Source organism: Amycolatopsis sp. WAC 01376, assembly GCF_003947415.1.
GTDB lineage: Bacteria > Actinomycetota > Actinomycetes > Mycobacteriales > Pseudonocardiaceae > Amycolatopsis.
Window position 1 is genome coordinate 119213 of the sequence record NZ_QHKL01000006.1, and the last position, 24719, is coordinate 143931.

34 protein-coding genes are annotated in these 24719 nt (G+C 69.1%); 17 read left to right on the forward strand and 17 right to left on the reverse strand.

Going from position 1 to position 24719, the window contains the following annotated elements; all coding sequences use genetic code 11:
- Positions 1-41 precede the first annotated feature (41 nt).
- Genes DMH03_RS27430 through DMH03_RS27440 form a run of 3 tightly spaced genes read right to left on the reverse strand, consistent with a single transcriptional unit; the run spans position 42 to position 1425 of the window.
- Positions 42-614, reverse strand: a complete 573-nt coding sequence (locus DMH03_RS27430) for a dihydrofolate reductase family protein (RefSeq protein ID WP_125794891.1) — start codon at positions 612-614, stop codon at positions 42-44.
- Positions 614-1084 (reverse strand): SRPBCC domain-containing protein, encoded by a 471-nt coding sequence (locus tag DMH03_RS27435; RefSeq protein ID WP_233611673.1) that lies wholly within the window; start codon positions 1082-1084, stop codon positions 614-616. The genes DMH03_RS27430 and DMH03_RS27435 overlap by 1 nt, the downstream gene beginning before the upstream one ends.
- Before the next feature lie 2 nt (positions 1085-1086).
- Complete coding sequence (locus DMH03_RS27440; RefSeq protein ID WP_125794892.1) at positions 1087-1425, reverse strand: helix-turn-helix transcriptional regulator; 339 nt, start codon at positions 1423-1425, stop codon at positions 1087-1089.
- Between the two features lie 87 nt (positions 1426-1512).
- Here DMH03_RS27440 and DMH03_RS42395 point away from each other — a divergent pair, with 87 nt between their 5' ends.
- Both DMH03_RS42395 and DMH03_RS27445 read left to right on the forward strand, forming a co-directional pair.
- Positions 1513-1668 carry a hypothetical protein gene (locus DMH03_RS42395; RefSeq protein ID WP_167373564.1) on the forward strand — a complete coding sequence of 52 codons (156 nt, stop codon included), beginning with the start codon at positions 1513-1515 and terminating at the stop codon, positions 1666-1668.
- A 55-nt stretch (positions 1669-1723) separates the two neighbouring features.
- Positions 1724-2278: an NADAR family protein gene (locus DMH03_RS27445; protein ID WP_233611674.1), complete on the forward strand. Its 555-nt coding sequence runs from the start codon at positions 1724-1726 to the stop codon at positions 2276-2278.
- A 313-nt stretch (positions 2279-2591) separates the two neighbouring features.
- Here DMH03_RS27445 and DMH03_RS27450 read toward each other — a convergent pair whose 3' ends face one another.
- Complete coding sequence (locus DMH03_RS27450; protein WP_125794894.1) at positions 2592-4772, reverse strand: MMPL family transporter; 2181 nt, start codon at positions 4770-4772, stop codon at positions 2592-2594.
- A 160-nt stretch (positions 4773-4932) separates the two neighbouring features.
- Here DMH03_RS27450 and DMH03_RS27455 point away from each other — a divergent pair, with 160 nt between their 5' ends.
- The gene (locus DMH03_RS27455) at positions 4933-5502 is read left to right on the forward strand and encodes a TetR/AcrR family transcriptional regulator (protein WP_125794895.1); all 570 of its coding nucleotides are present in this window, start codon (positions 4933-4935) and stop codon (positions 5500-5502) included.
- A 46-nt stretch (positions 5503-5548) separates the two neighbouring features.
- Entirely contained in the window at positions 5549-6421 is an 873-nt protein-coding gene (locus DMH03_RS27460) for a hypothetical protein (RefSeq protein WP_125794896.1), read from the forward strand.
- Here the strand turns inward: DMH03_RS27460 and DMH03_RS27465 are convergent, their stop codons facing one another.
- The gene (locus DMH03_RS27465) at positions 6422-6970 is read right to left on the reverse strand and encodes an RNA 2'-phosphotransferase (protein ID WP_125794897.1); all 549 of its coding nucleotides are present in this window, start codon (positions 6968-6970) and stop codon (positions 6422-6424) included.
- Positions 6971-7016: 46 nt separating this feature from the next.
- Positions 7017-7478, reverse strand: a complete 462-nt coding sequence (gene soxR / locus DMH03_RS27470) for a redox-sensitive transcriptional activator SoxR (protein ID WP_125794898.1) — start codon at positions 7476-7478, stop codon at positions 7017-7019.
- A 52-nt stretch (positions 7479-7530) separates the two neighbouring features.
- Between soxR and DMH03_RS27475 the strand changes: the two genes are divergently transcribed.
- Genes DMH03_RS27475 through DMH03_RS27485 form a run of 3 tightly spaced genes read left to right on the forward strand, consistent with a single transcriptional unit; the run spans position 7531 to position 9545 of the window.
- Positions 7531-8223 carry a transketolase gene (locus DMH03_RS27475; protein WP_125794899.1) on the forward strand — a complete coding sequence of 231 codons (693 nt, stop codon included), beginning with the start codon at positions 7531-7533 and terminating at the stop codon, positions 8221-8223.
- 4 nt (positions 8224-8227) lie between these two features.
- Complete coding sequence (locus tag DMH03_RS27480) at positions 8228-9118, forward strand: transketolase family protein (RefSeq protein ID WP_125794900.1); 891 nt, start codon at positions 8228-8230, stop codon at positions 9116-9118.
- A 10-nt stretch (positions 9119-9128) separates the two neighbouring features.
- Complete coding sequence (locus DMH03_RS27485) at positions 9129-9545, forward strand: NUDIX hydrolase (RefSeq protein WP_125789648.1); 417 nt, start codon at positions 9129-9131, stop codon at positions 9543-9545.
- A 13-nt stretch (positions 9546-9558) separates the two neighbouring features.
- On the opposite strand, the gene DMH03_RS27490 is transcribed toward DMH03_RS27485, so the two are convergent.
- Together DMH03_RS27490 and DMH03_RS27495 are read right to left on the reverse strand one after the other, a co-directional pair.
- On the reverse strand, positions 9559-10731 hold the full coding sequence (locus tag DMH03_RS27490; RefSeq protein WP_125794901.1) for an acyl-CoA dehydrogenase family protein: 1173 nt from the start codon (positions 10729-10731) through the stop codon (positions 9559-9561).
- Between the two features lie 72 nt (positions 10732-10803).
- Entirely contained in the window at positions 10804-10983 is a 180-nt protein-coding gene (locus DMH03_RS27495) for a hypothetical protein (protein WP_125794902.1), read from the reverse strand.
- A gap of 135 nt (positions 10984-11118) precedes the next feature.
- Here DMH03_RS27495 and hisH point away from each other — a divergent pair, with 135 nt between their 5' ends.
- The 3 genes from hisH (at position 11119) to DMH03_RS27510 (ending at position 12916) form a co-directional block, all read left to right on the forward strand.
- Positions 11119-11742 carry an imidazole glycerol phosphate synthase subunit HisH gene (hisH, locus tag DMH03_RS27500; RefSeq protein WP_125795429.1) on the forward strand — a complete coding sequence of 208 codons (624 nt, stop codon included), beginning with the start codon at positions 11119-11121 and terminating at the stop codon, positions 11740-11742.
- Positions 11743-11751: 9 nt separating this feature from the next.
- Positions 11752-12489 carry a bifunctional 1-(5-phosphoribosyl)-5-((5-phosphoribosylamino)methylideneamino)imidazole-4-carboxamide isomerase/phosphoribosylanthranilate isomerase PriA gene (priA, locus tag DMH03_RS27505; RefSeq protein ID WP_125794903.1) on the forward strand — a complete coding sequence of 246 codons (738 nt, stop codon included), beginning with the start codon at positions 11752-11754 and terminating at the stop codon, positions 12487-12489.
- Between the two features lie 79 nt (positions 12490-12568).
- Positions 12569-12916: a DUF1330 domain-containing protein gene (locus DMH03_RS27510; RefSeq protein ID WP_125794904.1), complete on the forward strand. Its 348-nt coding sequence runs from the start codon at positions 12569-12571 to the stop codon at positions 12914-12916.
- Positions 12917-13192: 276 nt separating this feature from the next.
- Here the strand turns inward: DMH03_RS27510 and DMH03_RS27515 are convergent, their stop codons facing one another.
- From DMH03_RS27515 to DMH03_RS27550, 8 genes are read right to left on the reverse strand one after another with little or no spacing between them, the layout of a single operon-like run.
- Positions 13193-13579, reverse strand: a complete 387-nt coding sequence (locus DMH03_RS27515; protein WP_125794905.1) for a PPOX class F420-dependent oxidoreductase — start codon at positions 13577-13579, stop codon at positions 13193-13195.
- A gap of 9 nt (positions 13580-13588) precedes the next feature.
- The gene (locus DMH03_RS27520; protein WP_125794906.1) at positions 13589-14323 is read right to left on the reverse strand and encodes an ABC transporter permease; all 735 of its coding nucleotides are present in this window, start codon (positions 14321-14323) and stop codon (positions 13589-13591) included.
- A complete protein-coding gene (locus tag DMH03_RS27525; RefSeq protein ID WP_125794907.1) occupies positions 14320-15042 on the reverse strand; it encodes an ABC transporter ATP-binding protein in 723 nt (240 codons plus the stop codon). Before DMH03_RS27525 ends, DMH03_RS27520 begins: the two co-directional genes overlap by 4 nt.
- Positions 15043-15090: 48 nt before the next feature.
- On the reverse strand, positions 15091-15651 hold the full coding sequence (locus tag DMH03_RS27530; protein WP_125794908.1) for a putative glycolipid-binding domain-containing protein: 561 nt from the start codon (positions 15649-15651) through the stop codon (positions 15091-15093).
- Positions 15648-16571, reverse strand: coding sequence for an NADP-dependent oxidoreductase (locus DMH03_RS27535; protein ID WP_125794909.1), 924 nt, complete (start codon positions 16569-16571; stop codon positions 15648-15650). Before DMH03_RS27535 ends, DMH03_RS27530 begins: the two co-directional genes overlap by 4 nt.
- Before the next feature lie 28 nt (positions 16572-16599).
- Complete coding sequence (locus DMH03_RS27540; RefSeq protein WP_125794910.1) at positions 16600-17598, reverse strand: hypothetical protein; 999 nt, start codon at positions 17596-17598, stop codon at positions 16600-16602.
- A complete protein-coding gene (locus DMH03_RS27545; protein ID WP_125794911.1) occupies positions 17595-18104 on the reverse strand; it encodes a SigE family RNA polymerase sigma factor in 510 nt (169 codons plus the stop codon). Before DMH03_RS27545 ends, DMH03_RS27540 begins: the two co-directional genes overlap by 4 nt.
- 27 nt (positions 18105-18131) lie before the next feature.
- Positions 18132-18758: a TetR family transcriptional regulator gene (locus DMH03_RS27550; RefSeq protein WP_125794912.1), complete on the reverse strand. Its 627-nt coding sequence runs from the start codon at positions 18756-18758 to the stop codon at positions 18132-18134.
- A 39-nt stretch (positions 18759-18797) separates the two neighbouring features.
- Between DMH03_RS27550 and hisF the strand changes: the two genes are divergently transcribed.
- From hisF to DMH03_RS27575, 5 genes are all read left to right on the forward strand, one after another.
- Positions 18798-19571: an imidazole glycerol phosphate synthase subunit HisF gene (hisF, locus tag DMH03_RS27555; protein WP_125789636.1), complete on the forward strand. Its 774-nt coding sequence runs from the start codon at positions 18798-18800 to the stop codon at positions 19569-19571.
- A complete protein-coding gene (locus DMH03_RS27560) occupies positions 19568-19957 on the forward strand; it encodes a hypothetical protein (protein WP_125794913.1) in 390 nt (129 codons plus the stop codon). Before hisF ends, DMH03_RS27560 begins: the two co-directional genes overlap by 4 nt.
- The gene (hisI, locus tag DMH03_RS27565) at positions 19947-20303 is read left to right on the forward strand and encodes a phosphoribosyl-AMP cyclohydrolase (protein ID WP_125794914.1); all 357 of its coding nucleotides are present in this window, start codon (positions 19947-19949) and stop codon (positions 20301-20303) included. The genes DMH03_RS27560 and hisI overlap by 11 nt, the downstream gene beginning before the upstream one ends.
- A gap of 3 nt (positions 20304-20306) precedes the next feature.
- A complete protein-coding gene (locus tag DMH03_RS27570) occupies positions 20307-20669 on the forward strand; it encodes a DUF1304 domain-containing protein (protein ID WP_125794915.1) in 363 nt (120 codons plus the stop codon).
- A gap of 100 nt (positions 20670-20769) precedes the next feature.
- The gene (locus DMH03_RS27575; protein WP_125794916.1) at positions 20770-21636 is read left to right on the forward strand and encodes a hypothetical protein; all 867 of its coding nucleotides are present in this window, start codon (positions 20770-20772) and stop codon (positions 21634-21636) included.
- A gap of 220 nt (positions 21637-21856) precedes the next feature.
- Here DMH03_RS27575 and DMH03_RS27580 read toward each other — a convergent pair whose 3' ends face one another.
- A complete protein-coding gene (locus tag DMH03_RS27580) occupies positions 21857-22462 on the reverse strand; it encodes a TetR/AcrR family transcriptional regulator (protein WP_125794917.1) in 606 nt (201 codons plus the stop codon).
- A 95-nt stretch (positions 22463-22557) separates the two neighbouring features.
- On the opposite strand from DMH03_RS27580, the gene DMH03_RS27585 reads away from it, so the two are divergent.
- Both DMH03_RS27585 and DMH03_RS27590 read left to right on the forward strand, forming a co-directional pair.
- Entirely contained in the window at positions 22558-24120 is a 1563-nt protein-coding gene (locus DMH03_RS27585) for an anthranilate synthase component I (RefSeq protein WP_125789630.1), read from the forward strand.
- The gene (locus DMH03_RS27590) at positions 24113-24688 is read left to right on the forward strand and encodes a Trp biosynthesis-associated membrane protein (protein ID WP_125794918.1); all 576 of its coding nucleotides are present in this window, start codon (positions 24113-24115) and stop codon (positions 24686-24688) included. The genes DMH03_RS27585 and DMH03_RS27590 overlap by 8 nt, the downstream gene beginning before the upstream one ends.
- Positions 24689-24719: the final 31 nt, after the last annotated feature.

Genomic DNA, 24719 nt, shown 5'->3' on the forward strand with positions numbered 1-24719 from the left:
TGGATGCGTTCCTTGCGTGTGCAACTACCGCATCCAGAGGACTAAATGCGTCCGGCGGGCTTGTAGGTGTTGAGGAGCACGCCGGAGGGGGTCGCGGTGGTGCCGGTGAACTCCAAGGACTGTGCCGGGGTTCCGTCCGCGAAGAAACGCTTGCCTGTGCCCAAAAGGAGCGGGTAGACGGCCAGCAGGACCTCGTCCGCGAGGCCGTTTTCGAGCAGCGTCGAGGTCAGGGTGGAGCTGCCCGAGAGAACGAGGTCGGGGCCGTCTTGAGCCTTGATCCGGCGGACGTCCTCGGCGACGTTCGGGCCGAGCCCTTCGAACGGGCCCCATTTCAGGCTTTCCGGCCGGTGGGTGACGACATACTTCGTCGCCGCCTTGAGCCGGTCGGCGAGCGGATCGCTCGGTGCGTCCGGCCAGTAGTCCGACCAGATGTCGTAGGTGCGGCGGCCGAGCAGCAGGTCGAAGGCTTCACCGTGCGCGGCCGTGACGGCGTCCCGGCCTTCGGGTGTCCGATAGGGCATGTTCCAGCCGCTGTAAGGGAAGCCATTCTCATCGGTGGAGTGCTGGATCACGCCGTCGAGCGAGACGTGTTCGATGATCTTGAGTTTTCTCATTACGCCTCCAGCAGTGCGTCGAGTTGGGGCAACGCCGCGCGGAATCCCTCTTCCATCCCCGGAATCGTCTTCTCCATGGCTTCGACACTGGAAAACCGCGTGACGTGGATCAGGCGCGACCCCGTCGGTGTCGTCTCGAAGGAGAACGTCATCGAGGAAGGCATGTCCTCGTCCGCGGCGTTGTCTTCACCGTCTTCCGCCTCGAACGAGTCGATGGGGTTCACCGCGGTGAACTTCCACGAGTTGGCCCATTTCTCCCCGTTCGGCCCGGACAGGAAGTACTCGGCGCGGCCGCCGACCCGGAAATCGTGATGGGTGAAGGTGGCGGGCGCGAAAGGTGGCCCCCAAAAGCGCTCGAGTTGCCGTGGATCGGCCCAAGCCTCCCAAAGGCGTTTTCGGGGAACGGGGAAGTCCGCCACGAGGGTGAGGCTGAGCTGTTCGGGGTCTTTGGTGACCGAGGTGATCGGCATCGTCAGTTTCCTTCCCGCAGGACATCGTCGAGCTGCGCCACACGTTGGCGCCAAAGGACTTCGTAGGAGTCGAGAAGTTCGCCGGCGCGCTGGAGCCGCGCGCGGTCGGTCGAGACCAGCTGCTCACGGCCGTTGGCACGTTTGCGCACGAGACCCGCGCGCTCCAGCACTGCGACGTGCTTTTGCACGGCGGCGAAACTCATCTCGTACCGCGCGGCGAGGTCGGACACCGACGGCGCTTCCGCGATCGCCCGCGCCAGGATGTCGCGGCGCGTGCCGTCGGCCAAGGCGCGGAACAGCTGGTTGAGCGACTCCTCGCTCTCCTCCAGAAGTACAACCATGTGGTTGTACGTTAGCCGTGCCCGGTCGCGAGGGCAAGGCCCGGCCCGGCGCGGTTGCGGTGGCGGACGTGTGGCAGGGTGGCGGTCGTGAGTAACACGACCATCGCTGTGCTGCTGTTCGCGCTCGGCGGCTTCCTGATCGGCGGCGTCTACGCGACCTGGAAGAGCGTCAAGTTCATGGCCGTCGTGCTGGGGATCGGCGCGGTGCTGGCCATCGGCGGCGCCATCGCCTGGCTCGCCTGAGCGCTGTCCGGTAATTCGGCTGCGCGCCGCGACGACGGCGAGCATGCTGTCCGGCATGTCCGGAAACCCGCGCTCGGTCGCCGAGGTCGTCCGGCTCCAGCGATCGGGGAGCCGCGTCAAGTTCCTGTTCTTCTGGGGCCATCAGCCCCGGCGTGACGGCACGATCGGGCCGGAATGCTTCAGCCAGTGGTGGCCCGCCCGGTTCGCCGCCGACGGCGAAACCTTCTCGACGGCCGAGCACTACATGATGTGGCGCAAAGCCGTTCTGTTCGACGACGCCGAGAGCGCGGCGCGAATCCTCGGCTCCCGGCATCCGCGTGAGGCCAAGGCGCTGGGCCGCGAAGTGCGGGGATTCGAGCAGGGCCGCTGGGAAGACGAGCGCTACGGCATCGTCGTCGACGGAACGATCGCGAAGTTCGGGCAGCACCCGGAACTGCGCGACTTCCTGCTCGGAACCAAGAACCGTGTGCTGGTCGAGGCCAGCCCGCTCGACGCCATCTGGGGGATCGGGATCGCCGCCGACCACCCGCAGGTCGAGAACGCGGAACGCTGGCGCGGCCTGAACCTGCTCGGCTTCGCACTGGGAGAGGCCCGCGCGGCGCTCGCCTGAGTACGTGGTGGACCCGGGCAAGGAGCCTCACCTGACTCTTGACTGCGCCCGATTTGGGTGACTTGCACGGTTTCGCGAGGGGGTCGTGGGTGATTTGGGTTGTTCTAACCCTCATTATCACTCACGACCCCCCGCAGAAACGTACATAGCGGAAGCAATCGGACACTCAATCGCCCGGCGGTGTCCCTTGTGGACACTGAAGCCCCGCCGGCGTCCACCCTGGCGTCCAGCGCAGTGAAGGGGGCCCGTACTCATTGAGGGGTAAGGCAAACGTGGCATGTTGCGAAAGTGGCTTTCGCAACCTTCAACGGCGCTACTTCGAGGCGTCGACCAGCTCCCGCTCGTCAGGAGCGTCCAGCTGCTTCGCGAGCTTCTCGCCTTCGACGTCGACGTCCGGCAGTACCCGGTCCAGCCACTTCGGCAGCCACCAGGCACCGCGTCCGAGCAGGGACATCAGTGCCGGCACGATGGTCATCCGGATCACGAACGCGTCGACGAGCACGCCGAAGGCCAGCGCGAACCCGATCGACTGGATCAGTGAGGACTCCGCGAGGACGAATCCGGCGAACACGCTGATCATGATCAACGCGGCGGCGACCACGACGCGGGAGCCGTGCCGGAAGCCGGTGACCATCGCCTGCTGCGGGTCGGCGCCGTGGACGTATTCCTCCCGCATCCGCGTCACCAGGAACACCTGGTAGTCCATCGCGAGCCCGAACAGTACACCGATCAGCAGGATCGGCAGCATGCTCATGATCGGCCCGGTCGTCTTCACCCCGAGCAGGTCGGTGAGCCAGCCCCACTGGAACACCGCCACCACGGCGCCGAACGTCGCGACCACGGAGCCGAGGAAGCCCAGCGTCGCCTTCAGCGGGACCACGATCGACCGGAACACCAGCATCAGCAACAGGAACGCGAGCCCGACGATCAGCGCGAGATAGGGCAGCATCGCGTCGGCGAGTTTCTCCGAGACGTCGATGTTGGCCGCGGTCTGGCCGGTCACCGCCAGCGAGGCGCCGGTGGCCGTGCCCAGTTTCGCGTTCAGGCCGCGGATGTCGCTGACGAGGTCTTCGGTCGCGGTGCTGCTCGGGCCGCTCTTCGGGATGACGGTCAGCAGCGCCAGGTCACCGGCCCGGTTGACCTTCGGCGGCGTGACGATCGGGCGTTCGGGGAGGCCGCCGATATCCGTGGCCGCCTGCTGGAGCGCGGCCTGGCGGTCGGTGCTGCCCGCGAGGTCGACGACGATCACGAGCGGTCCGTTCGCGCCTTCGCCGAAGCTGCGGGCGACGGTGTCGTAGGCCTTGCGCTGGGTGGTGTCCGGCGCGGCGGTGCTGTCGTTCGGCAGGCCGAGCTGCATGCTCGCGGCGGGCACGGCGACGATCGCGAGCCCGGCGATCGCGGCGATCAGCACCGGGATCCGGTGCCGGGCCACGAAACGTGCCCAGCGCTCGCCGTGCGTCGTCGCGTTTTCCTTGCGGCGCAGGCGGATCTTGCCACCCGCCAGTTTGCCGCCCGCGAACCCGAGGATGGCGGGCAGCAGGGTCAGCGCGATGACGACCGCGATGGCGACGGTGATCGCCGCGGCGACGCCCATCTCGCCGAGGAACGGGATGCCGACGACGGTCAGGCCGGCCAGCGCGATGATCACGGTCAGCCCGGCGAACACCACGGCGGAGCCCGCCGTGCCGGTGGCGCGTCCGGCGGCTTCCTCCGGATCTCGGCCGATCGTCAGTTCGTGCCGATAGCGGGAGACGATGAAGAGCGCGTAGTCGATGCCGACGGCGAGGCCGATCATCAGCGCGAGCACCGGCGTGTTCGTGTTCAGTTCGAGGAAACCGGACGCCGTCGTGATGCCCGCCATGCCGATGCCGACGCCGATGAGCGCGGTCAGCAGCGGGATCCCGGCCGCGAGCAGCGAGCCGAAGGTGATGATCAGGACGACGGCGGCGACGGCGACACCGAGGCCTTCGGTGGCGTTCGTGGCGGGCATCGCCTGGACGGCGTCACCGCCGAACTCCACCGTGTACCCGGCGGCCTTGGCGGAATCCGCCGCGGCCATCAGGCCGTCACGGTCGGCGTCGGTGAGCTCGAAGCCCTGCACGCGGTAGCTGACCTGGGCCAGCGCCACGTGCTTGTCGGGCGAGATCGCCTGCGCCTGCAGCGGGTCGACCACGCCGGCGACCTTCGGCGCGTCCTTGAGCCCCGTGACGAGGCGCGCGATCGCCGCCTGTCCGCCGGCGTCGGTGATGTCACCGGGCGTCGAGATGACGACACGCGCGGTCGCGCCGCCGGCGGCGGCTTCGGGGAATCGGTCGGCGAGCTGGTCGATCGCCTTCTGCGACTCGGTGCCGGGGATGGTCACCGAGTTCGAAAGCTGGCCGGACAGAGTCAGCGCACCCGCGCCGAGGGCCACCAGGAGGACGGCCCACACCGCCGTCACCAGTGCCCGGCGCCGGAACGAGAACCGGCCCAGTCGGTACAGGAAGCTGGCCACGAAAGTCTCCCGTTCACTCGTTCAGGTTCATTCCAAGCTAGCCGATCGGCTAGGGTGCTACAAGCCGATCGGCAAGTGTGTGACTAGCCGCACGGCTAGTACTCGTTTGGCTCGGCGGGCTCGCTTGACGTAACCTCCGACGGCTGAACGAGGAGGGAACATGGACGTCGTCCAGGCGGAGGACACCCGCACGCGGCTACTGCGCACGGCGTTGGGGTTGTTCACCGAACACGGCGTGGAAGGCACCTCGCTGCAGATGATCGCGGACGCCCTGGGGGTCACCAAGGCGGCCGTCTACTACCACTTCAAGACGAAGGCGGAGATCACCGAGTCCGTCGCCGAACCCGTCCTGCGCGAGCTGGAGGGCATCGTCGACGACGCCCGCGCCCAGCGCACCCGCGGCGCGCAGATCGACCATCTCCTGGACGGCTTCGTCGACCTCGTGGTGCGCCACCGGGCGCTGGTCGCCCTGTTCTCCAGCGACCCCGGCATCGCGCGGGCGGTCGAAAAATCCGTCCACCGCTCGGAAAGCTTCAAGAACCGGCTGCTGGAGATCCTGGTCGGCCCGGAGCCGGACGTGCTGGGGATGGTCACGGCGCAGGTGCTCCTCGCCGGTATCGCCCTCGCCGGCGGCTCGCCCGAGGTCGCCTCGCTCGACGACGAGACGCTGCGCGAAACGCTCCTCAGCGTCGGCCGCAAGCTCTACAACCGTCCGCGCCGCCGCTCGTGACCGATGTGTTCAAGACAGGCGTCGCGATCCGCGCGACCCTGTAGGCATGAACATCGATCTGAACGGCGTGGCCACCTTCATGGCCACCCAGGCCCGGCTGCTCGACAAGCGGCGCTTCGAGGTCCTTTACCGCGACGGCGACCCGGCGGCGGTGCTCGCCGCGCTGGAGGGATACCGCAACCCTGACGGCGGTTACGGCCACGGGCTCGAACCCGACTGCCGCTCGGCGACCAGCCAGCCCGGCGGCGCGCTGCACGCTTTCGAGGTCTTCGCCGACGCCGGCCCGGCGACCAGCCCGCGGGCGGCCGAACTGTGCGACTGGCTCACCTCGATCTCCTTGCCGGACGGCGGTATCCCGTTCGCTCTGCCGATGCCGGACCCGGCGGGCAGCGCGCCTTTCTGGGCCAGTGCGGACTCTTCCGTCTCCTCGCTGCAGATCACCGCGATCGTCGCGGTCACCGCGCACCGCGTGGCCGCGCACGATCCCGCGGTCGCCGCGCATCCCTGGCTCGCGAAGGCCACGCGCTACTGCCTCGACGAGATCGAGAAGCTCGACGAGGCGCCGCACGCGCTCGTGCTCGCCTTCGCGATGAAGCTGGTGGACGCGCTCGGCGACACGCGACTGGTCGAGAAACTCGGCCGGTTCGTCCCGGACGACGGGGTGGTCGCCGTCGGCGGCGGGATCGAGGGCGAGGCCATGCGCCCGCTCGACTTCGCGCCGGAACCCGGCGGCCCGGCGCGGAAGCTCTTCCGGCCGGAGGTCGTCGAGGCGGATCTGCGGCGGGTGGCCGACGGACAGCACGACGACGGCGGCTGGCGGGTCGACTACACGAGCTATTCGCCCGCCGCCGCGCTGGAGTGGAACGGGCTGTTCACCGTGAGCATGTTGTCGCTGCTGCGGCGCAACGGTCTCGTCTGATCAGGGCAGACGGCGCAGGAACTCCGGCGGAACGGTGGCGGTGAGCCAGACGCCGTTCGCGCTCACCTGGAATTCGTGTCCGGCGGCGGACATCCGCCGTGCGTCCACGGCGAGCAGGACCGGGGCGCCGCGGCGCGCCCCGACGGTCCGCGCCGTGTCCACGGTCGCCGAGAGGTGCACGGCATGCCGCTTCATCGGCCGGAGTCCCTCGTACATGATCGCGTCGAGGAACCGGGAAACCGTGCCGTGATAGAGCACGTCCGGCGGGATGGCGGCGGGCAGCGCGAGGTCGACGGCGACGCTGTGTCCCTGGCTGGCGCGGATCCGCAGGCCGTCGTCATCGAAGGCGAAGCGTCTTTTGTCGTTGCCCTCGACCACTTCGTCGAGCTCGGCGCGGGTGAGGGTCAAGCCGTTGCGCCGCAAGGCGGCCAAGAGCGTGTCGACTTCGACCCAGCCGTCGGGGGTCAGGGTGATCCCGATGTCGCCGGGAGCGTGCCGAAGATGCCGTGAGAGCCGTTTCGAGGCTCGGATGAGGTGTTTCTTGTCCATTTCGCGTCCCAGTGACGCACATCCGGCACTCGCGTGGCAACGGAATTCAGATGCCGCCCTCGGAGGCCGGGCGCAGTTTCCCCGCGCCGGGGCCGAATCGGGACATCTGGTCGTCGGCGTTGTACAGCCCGCAGCTGCGCAGGGAAAGGCACCCGCAGCCGACGCAACCGGTCAGCCTGTCGCGCAAGCGCTGCAACGCGTCGATCCGCGCGTCGAGTTCGTCCTGCCATCCCCGCGAGAGGCGGGCCCAGTCGGCTTTGGTGGGGGCGTGGTCCCTGGGCAGGGTCTCCAGTGCCGAGCTGATGTCGTCCAGGCTGAGGCCGACCCGCTGCGCGGCACGGATGAAGGCGATCCGGCGCAGCACCGAACGCGAATACCGCCGTTGGTTGCCCGCCGAACGCTCCGAGCTGATCAGCCCTTTGTCCTCGTAGAAACGCAAAGCCGTATGGGGCACGCCGCTGCGGTCGGCGACCTGCCCGATGCTCAAGTGTTCAGCCAGTCTCGTCACGTCGCCAGGTTAGCCTTGACTTCGACCTAAGTCGAGGTTGCAACCTCGGTTCATGACCACTGACACCAAGACCGGCTACGAGGATCTGCCGAGGCTGATCTCGTTGATGACCGGGGACGAGAAGCACCAGGCCGCCGCGGAGTCCACTGTGGACGTCTTGTGGGTGCTCTACGACCGTGTGCTCGACATCACCCCGGAGAACCTCCGTGATCCGGGCCGGGATCGCTTCCTGCTGTCGAAAGGGCACGGTCCGATGGCCTACTACGCCGTGCTGACGAAGAAGGGCTTCATCCGGGAGGAAGAACTCGCCGACTGGACTTCGGCCGAGTCCCGGCTCGGGCACCATCCCGATCGGGCGCGGCTTCCCGGCGCCGAGATCTCCAGCGGTTCGCTCGGGCACGGGCTCCCGCTGGCCATCGGCACCGTGTTCGGCCTGCGCGCCAAGGGGTTCCGCGACGCCAAGGTCGTCACCCTCGTCGGCGACGCGGAACTCGACGAGGGCTCCAACGCCGAGGCCATCGCGATCGCGGGCCGCATCGGCATGCCGCAGCTGACCGCCGTCGTCATCGACAACTCCTCGGCCACGCACGGCTGGCCCGGCGGGCTCGCGCGCCGGTTCGAGGTCGAGGGCTGGACCACCCGCACCGTCGACGGCCGTGATCACGAAGCGCTCTACGAAGCCTTCACCACACCCCATCCGGACCGGCCGCTCGCCGTGGTCGCGACCGTCGAGCGAAAGGCCTGAACCCGTGAACATGCGCGAAACGTTCCTCCACGCCACCGCCGAGGTCCTCGACGCCGATCCGAACGTCGCCGTCGTGCTCGCCGACATCTCCGCGGCACAACTCGCCTTCGCCGCCCGGAAACATCCCGACCGGGTGCTCAACGTCGGCATCCGCGAACAGCTGATGATGAGCACCGCGGGCGGGCTGGCGCTGGCCGGGATGCGGCCGATCGTCCACACCTTCTCGTCCTTCCTCGTCGAGCGGGCGTTCGAACAGGTCAAACTCGACCTCGGGCATCAGGACGTCGGTGCCGTGCTGGTGTCCTCGGGCGCGTCGTACGACATGCCGACCGCCGGGCGGACGCATCAGGCGCCCGGCGACGTCGCCCTCATCGACACGCTGCCCGGCTGGACCGTGCACGTGCCGGGGCATCCCGAGGAAGCCCGGCGGCTGCTGCTCGAGTCCATCCCCGGCAACGGACGGGTGTACCTCCGGCTTTCCGCGCAGGAGAACGAGAAACCGCATCTGGGCGCGGGAATGCAGACGCTGCGGGAAGGCGGCCGGGGGGTGGTGGTGGCCGTCGGGCCGATGCTCGACAGGGCACTGGAAGCGACCGCCGATCTCGACCTGACCGTGCTCTACACCTCGACCGTCCGGCCGTTCGACGCCGCCGCGCTGCGCTCGGCCGTCGAGGCCACGGGGAGCACCGACATCGTGCTGATCGAGCCGTACCTCGCGGGCACATCGGCGCACGCGGTGTCGGACGCCTTGCCCGAAACGCCGCATCGGCTGCTCTCACTCGGCGTCCGGCGCGACGCGGAAGTGCGGATCTACGGCGAAATGGCCGATCACGACCTCGCGCATGGCCTCGACGCCGGCTCGATCACCTTGTCCGTCAAGGAATTCCTCCGCTAGCGTCAGCAGGATGACGAAGATCCGCGCGCTGGCGCTCGGGGTGATCCGCCGCGGCGAAGACCTTCTCGTGTTCGAAGGCCGCGACCACGCCAAAGGTGAGACCTACCACCGCCCGCTCGGCGGCGGCATCGAGTTCGGGGAGACCGCCGCCGAGGCGCTGCACCGCGAATTCCAGGAGGAACTCGCGGCGGAGCTGACCTCGGTCGAGCAGATCGCCGTGCTGGAGAACGTGCACGTCTACGAAGGCAGGCCAGGACACGAGATCGTGTTCCTGTTCACCGCCGACCTGACGGACAAGGCGTTCTACGAGCGCGACGAAGTCGGCGTGGTGCTCGACGACGGAGCGCGCGTGCACTGGCTGCCGATGGCCGACGTGGCGAGCGGCAAGGCGATCCTGTACCCGGCCGGACTCGCGGAACTCCTCTGAACAGGCGCGGAGGTCAGCGGAAGGCGGCGAGCCCGGTGACCGACTGGCCGAGCGAGAGCGCGTGCATCTCTTCGGTGCCCTCGTAGGTCAGCACGGTTTCGAGGTTCGACATATGCCGCATCACCGGGTACTCCAGCGAGATCCCGTTGGCGCCGAGCATGCCGCGCGCGGTCCTCGCGACCTCCAGCGCGGAGCGGACGTTGGCGAGCTTGCCGAAGCTGACGTGGTTGTGGTGCAGCGTGCCGGCGTCCTTGAGCCGCCCGATCCGCAGCGCGACCAGCCCGGCGCGGTTGACCTCGACGACGAGGTCGGCGAGCTTGCGCTGGGTGAGCTGGAACCCGGCCAGCGGCTTGCCGAACTGTTCCCGGCTCAGCGTGTACTCCAGCGCGGATTCGTAGCAGGAACGAGCGGCGCCGACGACACCGAACAGGATCCCGTAGCGCGCTTCGTTCAGGCAGGACAGCGGCCCGCGCAGCCCCCGGACCTCGGGGAACGCCGCCGACTCCGGCAGGCGGACGCCGTCGAGCACGAGCTCCGCGGTCAGCGAGGCCCGCAACGACAGCTTGTGCTTGACCTCGTTCGCGGTGAAGCCCGGCGTGTCCGTGGGGACGACGAAACCGCGCACGCCTTCGTCGGTCTGCGCCCAGACGACCGCGACGTCGGCCACGGTCCCGTTGGTGATCCACATCTTCGTACCGCTCAGCACCCAGTCCGAGCCGTCGCGCACCGCGCGCGTCCGCATGCTGCCGGGGTCGCTGCCGGCGTCCGGCTCGGTCAGGCCGAAGCAGCCGAGCGCCTCGCCCGCGGCCATCCGCGGCAGCCACTCCTGCTTGTGCTCCTCGGTGCCCCATTTGTGGATCGCGTACATCGCCAGCGAACCCTGCACCGAGACGAAGCTGCGCAGCCCGGAGTCGACGGCCTCCAGTTCGCGGCAGGCGATGCCGTAGGCGACGGCGCTGGTGCCGGCGCAGCCGTAACCCTCCAGGTGCATGCCGAGCAGCCCGAGCTGCCCGAATCCCTTGGCGAGGTCGGCGGCGGGCAGGGCGCCCGTCTCGTACCACTCGGCGACGTTCGGCAGAAGCTGGTCCTGCGCGTAGGCGCGCACGGCGTCACGCATGGCCCGGTCCTCGGCGGAGAGCTCGGCGTCGAGATCGAGGAAGTCGCGCGGATCCGGGCTGCTGCTCATGCGGTCACTCCTGGTCGGCTCGGTGGGGCATCTTCCCAAGAAGAAAACCACACACCTGACCGGAGTCGAGTGTCAGCGATCCCGCCATCCGGTGGTCTTCGTCACCTGAACCGATGCGGTGGCCGTCCGATCGGGGGCGGAGCGTCGCTTCTGCGCCGGAATCAGCAGCTCCGCGAAGGTAGGGAAAGGCACACTCTCGATGTCTTCGCGCCAAGCGCGTAGCAGGCAGGTCAGGTCGTCGGCGTCCTGCATCGTTCCTCCATCCGTGCAGGGCGGTCCAGCGCCGACCCTTCACTCGGAGTCGCTATTACCCAGAAGAGTGAAGGTCGAAACGGGGAATCCGCGGAAAACCCGGTCCGCTAACCTGGACGGGTGGCTAATCCTCGCGTGGTGATCCTGGACTACGGGTCCGGCAACCTCCGGTCCGCCGAACGCGCCGTCCAGCGCGCCGGCGCCGACGTCGAGGTCACCGCCGACCCCCATGTCGCGCTCGAGGCCGACGGCCTGGTCGTTCCCGGTGTCGGCGCCTTCTCCGCCTGCATGGAGGGGCTTCGCTCGGTGTCGGGCGAGAAGCTCATCGGCAAGCGCCTCGCCGGCGGCCGTCCGGTGCTGGGCATCTGCGTCGGCATGCAGATCCTGTTCGAACGCGGGGTCGAGCACGGCGTGGAGGCCGAGGGTGCCGCTGAGTGGCCGGGCACGGTGGACAAACTGGAGGCCGACGTCCTGCCGCACATGGGCTGGAACACCGTCCGCGCCCCGGAGGACTCGCAACTGTTCGCCGGCCTCGACGCGGACACGCGCTTCTACTTCGTGCACTCCTATGCCGCGCGGACCTGGGAACTGGACTCCGGCCTCGCCGGCCAGCAACCCAAGGTGACCTGGGCGAACCACGGTCAGGACTTCGTCGCCGCCGTCGAGAACGGGCCGCTGTGGGCGACGCAGTTCCACCCGGAGAAGTCCGGGGACGCCGGGGCGCACCTGCTGCGCAACTGGCTGAACACCCTCGCTTAGAGTGGGCGCGTGACTTTCACGCTCCTTCCCGCCGTTGATGTGGCCGATGGCCAGGCCGTGCGACTCGTCCAGGGCGAGGCCGGCACCGAAACCTCCTATGGCAGCCCGCTGGAGGCGGCGCTCGCCTGGCAGCGTGACGGTGCGGAGTGGATCCATCTAGTGGACCTCGACGCCGCCTTCGGCAAGGGCTCCAACCGTGAACTGCTCGCCGACGTCGTGGCGAAGCTGGACGTCCAGGTGGAGCTGTCCGGGGGCATCCGCGACGACGCCTCGCTGGAGGCCGCGCTGGCCACCGGCGCCCGCCGGGTCAACCTCGGCACCGCGGCGCTCGAGGACCCGGAGTGGACCGCGAAGGTCGTCTCCTCCTACGGCGACCGCGTCGCCATCGGGCTGGACGTGCGGATCACCGAGGCCGGGCACCGGCTGTCCGCCCGCGGCTGGACGCAGGACGGCGGCGACCTCTGGGAGGTCCTCGACCGGCTCGACCGCGACGGCGCGCAGCGCTACGTCGTCACCGACGTGAGCAAGGACGGCACCCTCCAGGGCCCGAACATCGACCTGCTCCGCGAAGTCGCCGCCCGCACCGACGCGCCGGTCATCGCCTCCGGCGGCGTGTCCAGTGTGGACGATCTCCGCGCGCTGGCCGAGGTGGCCCGCGACGGTGTCGAGGGCTCCATCGTCGGCAAGGCGCTCTACGCCGGCGCGTTCACGCTGCCCGAGGCGCTCGCCGCCGTCGCGGAGTTCTGAGCTTTACCTCCCGGGTAATCGACGCCACCCGCTCGTTCGGTCAGGATTCCTTCCAGGACACCGAAACCTGGAGGGAATCATGACCGCCTACGGACTCGCCCACCTGCGCCCCGCCGCCGTGCTCGCCGAAGAGGTCTTCGAGTACCTGGAACGGATCCAGGCGACGCTCGATCCTTTCGGCGGCCGGTTCCTCGTGCACGGAGCCGAGGTGCAGGTCGTCGAGGGGGAGTGGCCCGGTTCGCTGGTGATGATCGAGTTCCCGAGCCTCGACGCCGCTCGCGAGTGGTACGACTCGCCCGCGTACCGGGAGATCCTGCACCTGCGGGCGGACCACATCCCCGGCGACCTGATCCTGGTGGAAGGCTGCGGGCCGGACCACGACTCGGCGGCGATGGCGGCGGGGCTGCGGGCGTTGCAGGCCTCGTGACCCCGGCGTCTAGCTCTTATGTCGTGAAGGGCCCCTTTGAGACGATCATCGTCTCAAAGGGCCCTTTCACGACATCACCACGACCGCGAATCTCACGTGAGCGCCTGACTGAAGTCCTTCTCCGCACTCCCGAGTGCGGCATCCAAGCACACGAGTCACGCCGTCCCACGGTCACCAGGGATCACATCCGACGGTAGCGAAAGCCTCCTTCACTACCGTCAGAGTAGGCAAAGAGGCCCTCACTACCAGGAGAACGCGTACGCAGCCACTCGCGAGCTAGCCCGCCAGCTTGATCGCGATTCCCACGGTCCGGTCCTTCGGCCCCCGCAGCCTGCTGAAGAACATCGTCACCCGCCCGGTGATCCCGTACTTGCGCGCGATCACCTTGCGCACGCGTTCGGTTCCGTCGAGGTCCAGCAGCCGCGCCTCGCCCGGAACGACGTCGCCATGGGTGTTGTTGCCGCGGAAGTCGCAGGCCTGGACCTCGACCCGGCCACTGTTGCGGATGCGCTTGACCTTGCCCGCCTTGCGCTCGGACCAGAGCACCAGTTCGCCGCCGTCGCCCGCCGCCCAGACCGGGGTCGGCACCGGGGTGCCGTTCTTGCGGAAGGTGGTCAGGACGACGTACTTCTCGGCGGCGATCCGCTCGAACTCCGATCCCATGTGGAGAGTCTAGGGCGTCCGGCGTCGCAACGTCGCCGCGCCGAGGACCAGCGCGGCCAGGGCGCACGCCCCGACGATGATCAGGTTCCGGATCAGTGTCGCGTCCACGGTTCCCGAGGTGGTGACCCTCGTCAGCGCCTCGACGGCGTACGAAAGCGGCATGACGTCCGAGAGCCAGTTCAGCAGCCAGCCCATCTGGCCGCGCGGCACGAACAGTCCGCACAGCAGGATCTGCGGCAGGACGAACAGCGGCATGAACTGCACCGCCTGGAATTCCGTCCGCGCGAACGCGCTCACGAACAGGCCGAGTGCCATCCCGAGAAGCGCGTCGAGGACGGCGATGAGCAGCAGCATCCCGATCGACCCCGCGATGTCGAGGCCCAGCCAGGCGAGCGAGATCCCGGCGGCGAGGCCGACCTGCACGATCGCGATCGAACCGAACGCGATCGCGTAGCCGAAAAGCAGGTCGAGCCTGCCGATCGGCAGGGTCATCAGCCGTTCCAGGGTGGCCGTGGTGCGTTCGCGCAGCGTGGTGATCGAGGTGATCAGGAACATGATCAAGAACGGGAAGACGCCGAGCAGCGCCGGGGCGACGCGGCTGAACACCGCTTCGGAGTTGAAGACGAACCGAAGCAGCACCATCAGCAGCGACGGGACGACGATCAACATCGCGACGGTGCGCGGATCGTGCCGTAACTGCAGGAGGATGCGGCGGGCCGTGGCGAGCGTCAGCGTGGGGTTCACGAGGTCATCTCCGTCTCCCGGACGAGCCGCAGGAACGCCTGCTCCAGATCGGTCGTCCCGGTGCGGTCGCGCAGCCCGGCCGGGGTGTCGTCGGCGAGGATCCGGCCTTCGCGCATGAGCAGCAGGCGGTCACATCGCGCCGCCTCGTCCATGACGTGGCTGGACACGAGCAGCGTCGCCCCGCCGTCGGCGAGACGGCGGAAGAGCGCCCAGAGTTCGTCGCGGAGCACGGGATCGAGGCCGACGGTGGGTTCGTCGAGGACGAGCAGTTCGGGTTTCCCGAGCAGCGCGACGGCGAGGTTGGCGCGGTTGTGCTGGCCGCCCGACAGTGAGCCGACCAGCTTGCCCGCGTGGTCGGCCAGTCCGACTTCGGCGATCACCCTGTCCACATCGGACACCGGCGCGCGAAGGACGGATGCGAAGTAGCGCAACGCTTCCGCGATGGTGAGGTCGGCGTAGATGGCCGGGTTCTGGGTGGCGTAGCCGATGAGCCGCCGCAGCGGCGGGCTGCCCGCGGGATGGCCGAGGACGGTGACCTCGCCGCCGCCGACGATCTGCACGCCGACGATCGAGCGCATCAGCGTCGTCTTGCCGCAGCCGCTCGGCCCGAGCAAGCCGGTGATGCGGCCACGCGGCGTCTGGAACGCGATGTCCTTGACGACCTCGCGGCCGCCGCGGACGACCCTCAGCCCCGTCACGGAGATCGCTGAATTAGCCATGCGTTTAATTCTGCGCCCGTTGAGAAGCGTGCGTCAAGGGTGCGTATTTCAGGACTGCCGGACGGCGATGCCCGGGTAGTCGACGACGAGCAGGTGTTCGTCGTAGCGCAGCACGCAGGAGAAATCGAAAACCGGTGCCGTATAGGCGAATTCGCGGTCGGCGACCCGCTCGTAGCGCTGTTCGAGCCGTTCCACGGCGAGGTCGCCCGCCCGGACGTACACGGCGGGCGCCTCGGCGGCGGCGTGCGGAGCGAGGCCGAGCCGGTGCACCGGCAGCGTGTTCGTCATCGACGAGGACTCGAGGTCCACGTCGAAACAGCCGTCGAGGCGGGGGTCCGGGACGCCGTCCACCCGCCATCGCCCGTCGCCGCCGGATTCGAGCACCGTGCGCCGGATGCCGGTCGCCGACCGTCCCGAGATCTCGGCCCGCCGGGTGTGCCAAGCGGCGTCGACGGCTATCGAGTACTCGACGAACCAGGATTCCCCGTCCTCGACCGCCGTCGTCGCCCCGCTGATCTTCCAGCCGCCTTCGTGTCCCTGGAAGAACGAGACCTCGAAGCCGGTCCTCGAATCCCGGTGCAGCCAGCTCGCCGCCGCGGGAAGGCTCACGGCACCAGGACGAGCTTGCCCCGGACGTGCCCCGCTTCGCTCTCGTCCTGGGCCGCGGCCGCTTCGGTGAGCGGGTAGACCCTGGCGATCGGCAGGTCGAGCTTGCCTTCGGCGGCCAGCGCGACGCCTTCGTCCAGCGCGCCGGGGACCTGCTCGGCCGGGGAACCGGAGGTGAAGCGGACGCCGTGGTCGGCCGCGTCCGGCGCGGCGATGGTGACGACGCGCTTCGGGCCGCCGGTCAGTTCGACGAGGGTGGCGAGCGAACCGCGTCCGGAGGTGTCGAAGGACGCGTCGATGCCCTGCGGCGCGACGTCGCGTACGCGTTCGGCCAGTCCTTCGCCGTACTGCACCGGGACGGCGCCCAGTGAACGCAGGTAGTCGTGGTTCGCTTCGCTCGCGGTGCCGACGACAGTGAGCCCGCGCGCGACCGCGAGCTGGACGGCGATGGTGCCGACACCGCCCGCCGCGCCGTCGATGAGCAGCGTCTCGCCCTCGTGGAGATCCAGCAGGTTGAGGGCACGATAAGCGGTACTGACGACCACGGGCAACGCCGCGGCGAGTTCCCAGGACAGCGCCTCCGGCTTGCGGGTCAGGCCCGCCGGATCCGCGAGGACGTACTCCGCGTATCCGCCGATACCCCTGCCGAGGACCTCGTCACCGGCCGCGAAGCCGGACACGCCTTCACCGACGGCGTCGATCACGCCGGCGATGTCCCCACCGGGAACGGCGGGGAACATCGCCGGGTACACCTCGGCCAGCAGCCCGGCGCGGATCTTCCAGTCGATCGGGTTCACCCCCGCGGCCCGGACGGCGACCCTGACCTGGCCGGGGCCGGGTTCGGGAAGCTCCCGCTCGAGGACACGCAGGACCCCGGAGTCGCCGTATTCGGTGAACGCGATGGAGCGGTAGGTGTCCGTCATGTCGTCGACAACCTCCGCCCGCCCGTCACTATTCCGGCGGTTTCCCGAACCAGCTGTAGTCGCCGGGGATGATCTGCAGGCCCTCGGCGATGTCGGTCAGCGTGGCGCGGTCCCGTTCACCCGACACGGTGAGCCAGCGCCCGCCTTCGACCTGGACGGCGACCGTTTCGTCCAGCTGCCCGAGCCGTCCGTTCCGCGCGGGGAGGGCGAACCCGTCGAGGCCCCGGATCTTGAGCGGCACGGCCGCGGCGTCGCCCGCGTCCGGCCGTTGGCCGCCGAGCGTCGCCGTGACGACCGCCGGAGCGGTGGGCTGCCCGGCACGGGTGGCTTCGAGCTCGGTCGTGCCCCCACCGACCGCCATGGGCAGGCGCACCCCGGACAGCTCCAGATCGGCGGGCAACCTGCCGAACCGCAGTTCGCCCGAAACCCGGGCACGGCCGTCCCTGACCATCTCGTCCGCGATCCGCTGACCCACGCCGCGCGGGTCCCGCACATCGTGCAGGGTCAGGTTCAGCACGTACGTGTCGTCGGGTGACCAGGTCAGCATCGTCGCGTCGCGGTCGACCTCCGAGACCATGCCGACCCGGCCGTGCACGATGATCTGGTTCGGGGCGGGGGCGATCGTCCACGGCCCGCGCCGCTCGTCCAGCGGAGTGGTGGTCAGCTTGATCCGGCCTGCCTCGCCGCCGTTCCACATCCTGGTCTGAGGCGCGGGGTAGGGCTTTGCGGAGCGGCTCATCTCCGTGAAACCGTCGGGCAGCCAGCCCGGTTTGTACGGCAGCACCGACCAGTCCGCGTCGCGCGGTGAGGCGGGCGTGACCGCGGTGAAGGCCCGCAGGCCGAGCGGCACGCCGAGCGCGATGATCGCGACCGCCGCCGCGACCAGTGCCAAAGCCATCTTCGGCCTGCTTCGCGACCGTTGGGCCAGCACCTCGCGGATCTCGGCCCCGTCGGGCGCCCGCGTCGCCAGCTGTTCGAGGCTCTCCCGGAGCAGATCCTCGGTGCGTTCTTCACTCAGTCGGGTCATTTGCGGGCTCCCGTGGGCTGAACGGACGAGGACGGACCGGTTTCCCGCAGCGTCGCGAGCGCGCGCGAAATCTGGCTGCGCACGGTCGACGTCGCGCAGCGGAGTACCGCGCCGATCTCCTCGTCGGAGTAGTTCTCGTAGTAGCGGAGCACGATCGCGGCGCGTTGTTTGCGCGGGAGCTTCGCGAGCCTGTCCAGCATCGCGTCGCGTTCGTCGTACTCGACGGCGTGATCGGAGACCGGCGGGCTGACGAGGTCGAGGACCTCGGGTGACGACGGCACGACCCGGCGGACCGCCAGCCGCCTCCGCCACGAGAGGTACTCGTTGGTCACCATCCGGCGGACGTACGTCGGCGGCGAGTCGATCCTCGGCCAGCGTTGCTGAGCGCGCAGCAGTACCTCCTGGACGATGTCCTGCGCCAGGTACGGATCGTCGGTCAGGACGGTCGCGTAGCGCAGGAGCCCGTCCAGGCGATCCGCGACGAACTCGTCGAAGGTCGCAGGCACGTGTCCCCCTCAGCCGGTGGTCTCCCTCTAGTGACGCGCGAGACCACCCGGCTGATGCATCGGGAGCCGGACTTTCTCGGCGCCGGGGGTCAGGTAGTACTGCGCGACCGGCGCCAGCATCGCGACGACCTCGTCCTCCGAGGCGGCGGCCAGCGGCGGGAGCCCGATGACGTAGCGCAGCAGCGCGAACCCGATCATCTGCGCGGCGATCCCGGCCACCCGGGCCTTCGGCACCCCGCGCGCCTCGGCGACCCGCGCCAGCACCGCGCGTTCCAGGAACTGCCGCATCATGGTCGCGACCTGTTCGTTGGTGGTCGCGGACCGGATCATCGCCAGGAACGGCGCGCGGCCCTCCGGCGCTTGCCAGAGGCCGAGGAACGCGCGGACGAGACGTTCACCGATCTCGTCTTCGGGGCCTTCGAGGATCCGGGGGACCAGTTCGCCGGGGTCGACCGGCAGGTTCATCGACGCGGCGAAGAGCCGTTGCTTGGTGCCGAAGAAGTGGTGCAGCAGCGCCGCGTTCACCCCGGCGTCGGCCGCGATGCCGCGGACGGTCGCCCCGTCGTAGCCCAGTTCGGCGAACCTGCGCCGTGCCGCGTCGAGGATCTCCTCCCGCGTCTCGGTCTGCCCCGGCCGCCGCCCCGCTTGTGCCATCCCGCGAGCTTAGAACGGCGCTTGACTACGCTTGTCCCCATGTCAGTCGCAGTCAGGGTCATCCCGTGTCTCGACGTCGACGCGGGCCGTGTGGTGAAGGGCGTCAACTTCGCCGACCTGCGCGACGCCGGCGACCCCGTCGAACTCGCCCGTCTGTACGACGCCGAGGGCGCGGACGAGCTCACGTTCCTCGACGTCACGGCGTCCTCCGGGGACCGCGAGACCACCTTCGACGTCGTCCGCCGGACCGCGGAGCAGGTGTTCATCCCGCTCACCGTCGGTGGCGGCGTGCGCACGAACGACGACGTCAACCGGCTGCTGCGCACCGGCGCGGACAAGGTGAGCATCAACACCGCCGCCATCGCGCGGCCGGAGTTCCTGCGCGAGGCGTCCCGCCGGTTCGGCGCGCAGTGCGTCGTGCTGTCGGTGGACGCGCGCCGGGTGCCAGAGGGCACCGAGCCGACACCGTCCGGATTCGAGGTGACCACGCACGGCGGGCGCCGCGGCACCGGGATCGACGCCGTCGAGTGGGCCGCGCGCGGGGAAGAACTGGGCGTCGGCGAGATCCTGCTCAACTCGATGGACGCCGACGGCACCAAGAACGGTTTCGACCTCGAACTCCTGCGCCAGGTGCGCCGCGCGGTCCGCGTCCCGGTGATCGCCAGCGGCGGCGCCGGCGCGCTCGAGCACTTCCTGCCCGCCGTCGAGGCCGGTGCGGACGCGGTGCTCGCGGCCAGCGTGTTCCACTTCGGGCAGTTGAAGATCGGCGAGGTCAAGGGCGCGCTGCGCGCCGGGGGAGTCGTGGTCCGGTGATGCCGTCCAAGTGGAAGGCCGCCACCGAGGTCAAGGTCGTCTGCGCGCTGCTGATCGGGCTCGCCCTCGCGTATCTCGCGATGGCCGGGATCCTCATGTTCGCGCCGTACTCGTCCGCGCGGACGTTCCTCCTGCCGGGGACGTCGCTGGTCCTCGGCGGGCTCGTCGTGGCGGGGCTCGTGCTGAGGATGTCTTCGGCGCGGTTCGCCGGTTTCGGCGTCAGCTTCCTGTTCGCCTTGCTGCACGCGCTTTCCCTGCTGGCGGCGGAACTCTTCTGGGTGAAGATCGTGTCCGGGCTCCTCTTCGCCGGGTACGTCTACGCGGCGGTCCTGCTCAACTCGATGCCGGTGAAACGGCACCTTCTCGGAGCCACGAATGACGCTTGACCCCGCCCTCTCCGACCGCTTGAAGCGCAACGCCGACGGGCTGATCGCCCTGGTCGTCGTCGAACACTCCACATCGGACGTGCTGATGATGGCGTGGATGAACGACGAGGCACTGGAACGCACCCTCACGACGCGGCGCGGGACGTACTACTCCCGCAGCCGCAAGGAACTGTGGGTCAAGGGCGAGACCTCCGGCCACGTCCAGCACGTGCGCGAGGTGCGGATCGACTGCGACGGCGATACGGTCCTCCTGCGCGTCGACCAGACCGGCCCGGCCTGTCACACCGGCACGCACACCTGCTTCGACACCGACGAACGGCTGCTGCTGGCCGACGAGAGCGAGTAGCCCGTGAATGTCGTCGCCACTGTGCTGGTCGGCATCGTCGCCCTGATCCACCTGTACATCGTCGTACTCGAGATGTTCCTGTGGACCACGCCGCGCGCCCGCGCGTCCTTCGGCACCACCGAGGAGTTCGCGAAGGAAAGCTCCGCGCTCGCGGCGAATCAGGGGCTGTACAACGGTTTCCTCGCCGCCGCGCTGATCTGGGGGCTGATCGCGACCGGCAGCACCGCCTGGCAGTTCAAGATCTTCGGCCTCGCCTGCGTGATCGTGGCCGGGCTCTACGGGACGGCGACGGCGAGCAAGAAGATCTTCTTCGTGCAGGTGGTTCCCGGCACGCTGGCGCTGATCGCGGTACTGCTGGCGGGCTGACGCCTGCTCACTTGCACGCCCGGCCGGGGTTCGCGGTTGCCTCGGTGCGACGGTGAACTCGTTATCCGGGAGAGCCGCTGTTCCCGGCTATTCTCACCGGATGAAACCGGGGGCAGGGAAGAGAAGATCGGTCAAGGGCGACCGCCCGAGAAGACGTCCACGCGTCGCCGGGCGACCACGGTCCACTTCGGACGATGGTGTCGTCGAAGACTTCGTGGCGCCGACGATCCACGACGACGTGGCCGTCCCCCTGATCGGGAAACTGTCGCACTTCAAGGTGCGCGCGCTGGCGTTCACCGTGCTGTGGCTGGCTTTCTTCGTCGCCTGTCAGATGGGTACCGACCAGCTGAGGCAGGAGTCCGTGAAGCTGGCGAACACCGGCATCCACGTGAAGGGCACGGTACAAAAGGTAGAGGGGTACACCGAACCGGACAGCGTCAAGATCACGCTCACCTATCCCGCCGGTTCGGAGCCGCGCACGATCGCGATGCCTGTTTCGGCGAAGCACGGGTACAAGATCGGGGACAAGATCTCTCTGGCCTACGCGTCAGGGGAGCCCAAGAAGCTCGTCGTGTTCGAAGGGCGGGTCGTCTTCAACAATCAGTTCGAATTGCTGACGCCGCTGTCTTTCTCCGCCTTTTTGGGCATTCCGACTTGCGTGTACGCCGCCTGGCTCTGGCGGAGCCGGTATCGCTCGGCCCTGAAGACCGGCTTGCGCGAGGCCACGGCGACCGTGCGGCCCGGCTGGCTGTTCCCCAAGATCGACGTCTACCTCGAGCACGACTACAAGCTGCTCCAGACACGACGGTCGTTGCGGATCGCGCCTCGATTCAAGGGGCTCGAGAAGGTGCCCGTCTTCATCGGCGGCGAGGAAACGGACATGATCGTGATCTTCCCGCGCGGACGGTTCCTCAAGGACCGGCTCCACACCGTCCCAGCCAAGGAGATCGAGCCGGACACCGACTGATCGGACGACACCCGGCCCGCGAGTTACGCCTCCGATCACGCGAGTTACGCCTCCAATCACGCGTGTCGCGCGTCCGATCACGGAAGTCGTCGCCATTCGACGGCGGGTAGCGAAGGCATCCCTTCGCTCGCGTGATCGAAGGCGGAACTCACGTGCTCTGAGACGGAACTCGCGTGATTGAGGGCGGAACTCACGTGATCAAAGGGCGAACACGACTGAGTCAGTCGATCTTCCCGGTCAGGTAGCGCTGCATCGTCGGCGCGATCGCGGTCACCAGCGGCTCGATCTCGCTCGAAGCCATCGGCTCGAACTTCGCGACGTACCGGACCATGCCCATGCCGACCAGCTGGGACGCGCACAGGGTCGTCCGCAGTTCGATGGCGTCCGAGCCGATGTCGCCGATCACCTTGGTGAAGAAGTTCTGGAAGAACCCACGCAAGACCTGTGCCGCCTGTTCGTGGCCGGCGACGCTGCGGACGAGGGCCTGGAACACGTCGCCGCCCGCGCCGTCCCATCGGGTGAGGAAGGTCCGCACGATCCGCTGCCCGAACTCGTCGTCGGGGCCGTCGGTCAGTTCGGCGAGGAGTTCGCGCGGGTCGAAGGGAAGCTCCAGGATGGCTTGTCCGAAGAGGCCTTCCTTGCTGCCGAACCAGTGGTTGACCATCGCCGCGTCCACTCCGGCCCGCGTCGCGATCGCACGCACGGTCGCGCCGTCGAAGCCGCTCTCCCCGAACACCACGCGCGCCGCCTCGATCAGCGCGGTGCGGGTGTCCTGTCCGCCGGGCCGCCGTCCCCGGCGTCGAGCGGTAGTGTCTTCTCCAGCCATGGCGTCATCATGAACGGGCCCGGCGCAAAATTCAACAATACTTGAATTTTGCCCCCGGTCCCGGACCCGCCGGCCGTTGCAGCACAATGAGCGGCATGGTCAGCGCCGCAAACGCCAGCCCGTCGGGGCTCGGCTCGGTCAGCCCTTCGCGCGACGAGTTCCGCGCACTCGCCGAGGGCCGTCGCGTCATCCCCGTTGTCCGCCGCGTGCTCGCCGACGGTGAGACCCCCATCGGGGTCTACCGGAAGCTCGCCGCCGACCGGCCGGGGACGTTCCTCTTCGAATCGGCGGAGAACGGCGCCTCCTGGAGCCGATGGTCGTTCATCGGCGTCGACAGCCCCGCCGCGTTGACCGTGCGTGACGGCAAGGCCGTGTGGACCGGCACCCCGCCGGTCGGCCTGCCGACCGAGGGCGACCCGCTCACCGTGCTGCGGGAGACCGTCGCCGCGCTCCACACCGAGCAGTTGCCCGGGATGCCGCCGCTCACCGGCGGCATGGTCGGCTACATCGGCTACGACGCCGTCCGCTGGCTCGAACGGCTCCCCGAACTCGCCGAACGCGACCTCGACATCCCCGAGCTCACCATGCTCCTGGCGACCGACCTGGCCGCCTTCGACCATCACGAGGGCACCGTCACGCTGATCGCCAACGCGGTCAACTGGGACGACTCGCCCGAGCGGGTCGACGCGGCGTACGACGACGCCGTCGCGCGCCTGAACGCGATGACCAAGCAGCTGCACGTCGCGGCCCCGGCCACGGCGGCCGTCTTCGACCGCCCCGCACCCGAATTCACGCGCCGCCGCTCCAAGCCGGACTTCCACGCTGCCGTCGAGAAGGCCGTCGAGGCGATCAAGGCTGGCGAAGCGTTCCAAATCGTGCCGTCGCAACGATTCGAGATCGAGACCCAGGCCGACGCGCTCGACGTCTACCGCGTCCTGCGCACGTCCAATCCGAGCCCGTACATGTACCTGCTGCGCCTGGACGGTTTCGACATCGTCGGGTCCAGCCCGGAGTCGCTGGTCACCGTCCGGGACGGCCGGGCGACCACGCATCCGATCGCCGGCACCCGCTGGCGCGGCGCCGATCCGGAAGAGGACGCGCAGCTGGCCAAGGACCTGCTTGCGGACGAGAAGGAACGCGCCGAGCACCTGATGCTCGTCGACCTCGGCCGCAACGACCTCGGCAAGGTCTGCAAGCCCGGCACCGTGCGCGTCGTCGACTTCTTCGACGTCGAGCGCTACAGCCACGTCATGCACATCGTCTCCACGGTCACCGGCGAGCTCCTCGACGACAAGACGGCTTTCGACGCCGTCACCGCGTGTTTCCCGGCCGGGACGCTCTCGGGCGCGCCGAAGGTCCGCGCGATGCAGCTGATCGAGGAGCTGGAGCCGACCCGGAGGGCGCTCTACGGCGGCGTCGTCGGATATCTCGACTTCGCCGGGGACGCCGACACCGCGATCGCGATCCGCACCGCGCTGATGAAGGACGGCACCGCGTACGTCCAGGCGGGCGGGGGAGTCGTCGCCGATTCGGTGGCCGACTACGAGGACAACGAGTCGCTCAACAAGGCCCGCACCGTGCTGTCCGCCGTGGCGGCGGCCCAGACGATGATCGCGGCGGACGAACTCGACCCGGCGGGTGACAGCACTCGTGTCTGAGGCCCCGGAAGACGCCGCCCCGCCGTCGAAGAAGGCCAAGCGTCCACTGTGGATCGCCGTGGTGGGCCTGCTCCTCGGCGCGGTCGCGCTGTGGGGGTCTTCGCGGCTCGTGTGGTTCGCGGAGTTCCGCGACGGAGGCGTGCGCGGCACGGTGCTGTACACGGAAATCGGTTCACAGCGTGCGGTCGCGCTGATTCCGCTCGCGTTGCTGGCGCTCGCCGGCACGGCGGGGCTGATCGCCACCGGCGGCTGGCCACGCCGGGTACTCGGCGTGGTACTCGCCGTGGCCGGGGTCGCCGCGGTGTGGATCGGCGTGGCGGGCGGCTCGTTGAGCGGGTTCGCCGACGGCCTCCCGGTCGCCCAGATGCTGGGAGCCCGCGGCCTCGCGATCCTCGGGGGAATTCTCGTGACAGCCGGGGGGTTGGCAGCCATCAAGGGCGCGGGCCGGATGCCGCGTCTCGGCGCGAAGTACTCGGCGCCGGGAGCGAAGAAGCGGGCCGCGAAGGATCCGGAGACCGAACTGTGGGAGGCGCTGTCCGAAGGCGAAGATCCCACCGCGAGCCGGTGATGGCCGCGGAAAACGCGCGTTTTCGAGATCT

Bases quoted from the DNA above. Each gene is read 5' to 3' on its own strand.
- DMH03_RS27585 (WP_125789630.1), top strand. From the start codon at position 22,558: ATGGTCAGCGCCGCAAACGCCAGCCCGTCGGGGCTCGGCTCGGTCAGC.
- DMH03_RS27510 (WP_125794904.1), top strand. From the start codon at position 12,569: ATGACCGCCTACGGACTCGCCCACCTGCGCCCCGCCGCCGTGCTCGCC.
- DMH03_RS27430 (WP_125794891.1), bottom strand. From the start codon at position 614: ATGAGAAAACTCAAGATCATCGAACACGTCTCGCTCGACGGCGTGATC.
- DMH03_RS27445 (WP_233611674.1), top strand. From the start codon at position 1,724: ATGTCCGGAAACCCGCGCTCGGTCGCCGAGGTCGTCCGGCTCCAGCGA.
- DMH03_RS27485 (WP_125789648.1), top strand. From the start codon at position 9,129: ATGACGAAGATCCGCGCGCTGGCGCTCGGGGTGATCCGCCGCGGCGAA.
- DMH03_RS27475 (WP_125794899.1), top strand. From the start codon at position 7,531: ATGACCACTGACACCAAGACCGGCTACGAGGATCTGCCGAGGCTGATC.
- DMH03_RS27540 (WP_125794910.1), bottom strand. From the start codon at position 17,598: ATGACCCGACTGAGTGAAGAACGCACCGAGGATCTGCTCCGGGAGAGC.
- DMH03_RS27550 (WP_125794912.1), bottom strand. From the start codon at position 18,758: ATGGCACAAGCGGGGCGGCGGCCGGGGCAGACCGAGACGCGGGAGGAG.
- DMH03_RS27580 (WP_125794917.1), bottom strand. From the start codon at position 22,462: ATGGCTGGAGAAGACACTACCGCTCGACGCCGGGGACGGCGGCCCGGC.
- DMH03_RS27465 (WP_125794897.1), bottom strand. From the start codon at position 6,970: ATGGACAAGAAACACCTCATCCGAGCCTCGAAACGGCTCTCACGGCAT.
- DMH03_RS27435 (WP_233611673.1), bottom strand. From the start codon at position 1,084: ATGCCGATCACCTCGGTCACCAAAGACCCCGAACAGCTCAGCCTCACC.
- DMH03_RS27495 (WP_125794902.1), bottom strand. From the start codon at position 10,983: ATGCAGGACGCCGACGACCTGACCTGCCTGCTACGCGCTTGGCGCGAA.
- DMH03_RS27440 (WP_125794892.1), bottom strand. From the start codon at position 1,425: ATGGTTGTACTTCTGGAGGAGAGCGAGGAGTCGCTCAACCAGCTGTTC.
- hisF (WP_125789636.1), top strand. From the start codon at position 18,798: ATGTCAGTCGCAGTCAGGGTCATCCCGTGTCTCGACGTCGACGCGGGC.
- hisI (WP_125794914.1), top strand. From the start codon at position 19,947: ATGACGCTTGACCCCGCCCTCTCCGACCGCTTGAAGCGCAACGCCGAC.
- DMH03_RS27515 (WP_125794905.1), bottom strand. From the start codon at position 13,579: ATGGGATCGGAGTTCGAGCGGATCGCCGCCGAGAAGTACGTCGTCCTG.
- DMH03_RS27575 (WP_125794916.1), top strand. From the start codon at position 20,770: ATGAAACCGGGGGCAGGGAAGAGAAGATCGGTCAAGGGCGACCGCCCG.
- DMH03_RS27490 (WP_125794901.1), bottom strand. From the start codon at position 10,731: ATGAGCAGCAGCCCGGATCCGCGCGACTTCCTCGATCTCGACGCCGAG.
- DMH03_RS27525 (WP_125794907.1), bottom strand. From the start codon at position 15,042: ATGGCTAATTCAGCGATCTCCGTGACGGGGCTGAGGGTCGTCCGCGGC.
- DMH03_RS27535 (WP_125794909.1), bottom strand. From the start codon at position 16,571: ATGACGGACACCTACCGCTCCATCGCGTTCACCGAATACGGCGACTCC.
- DMH03_RS27455 (WP_125794895.1), top strand. From the start codon at position 4,933: ATGGACGTCGTCCAGGCGGAGGACACCCGCACGCGGCTACTGCGCACG.
- DMH03_RS27460 (WP_125794896.1), top strand. From the start codon at position 5,549: ATGAACATCGATCTGAACGGCGTGGCCACCTTCATGGCCACCCAGGCC.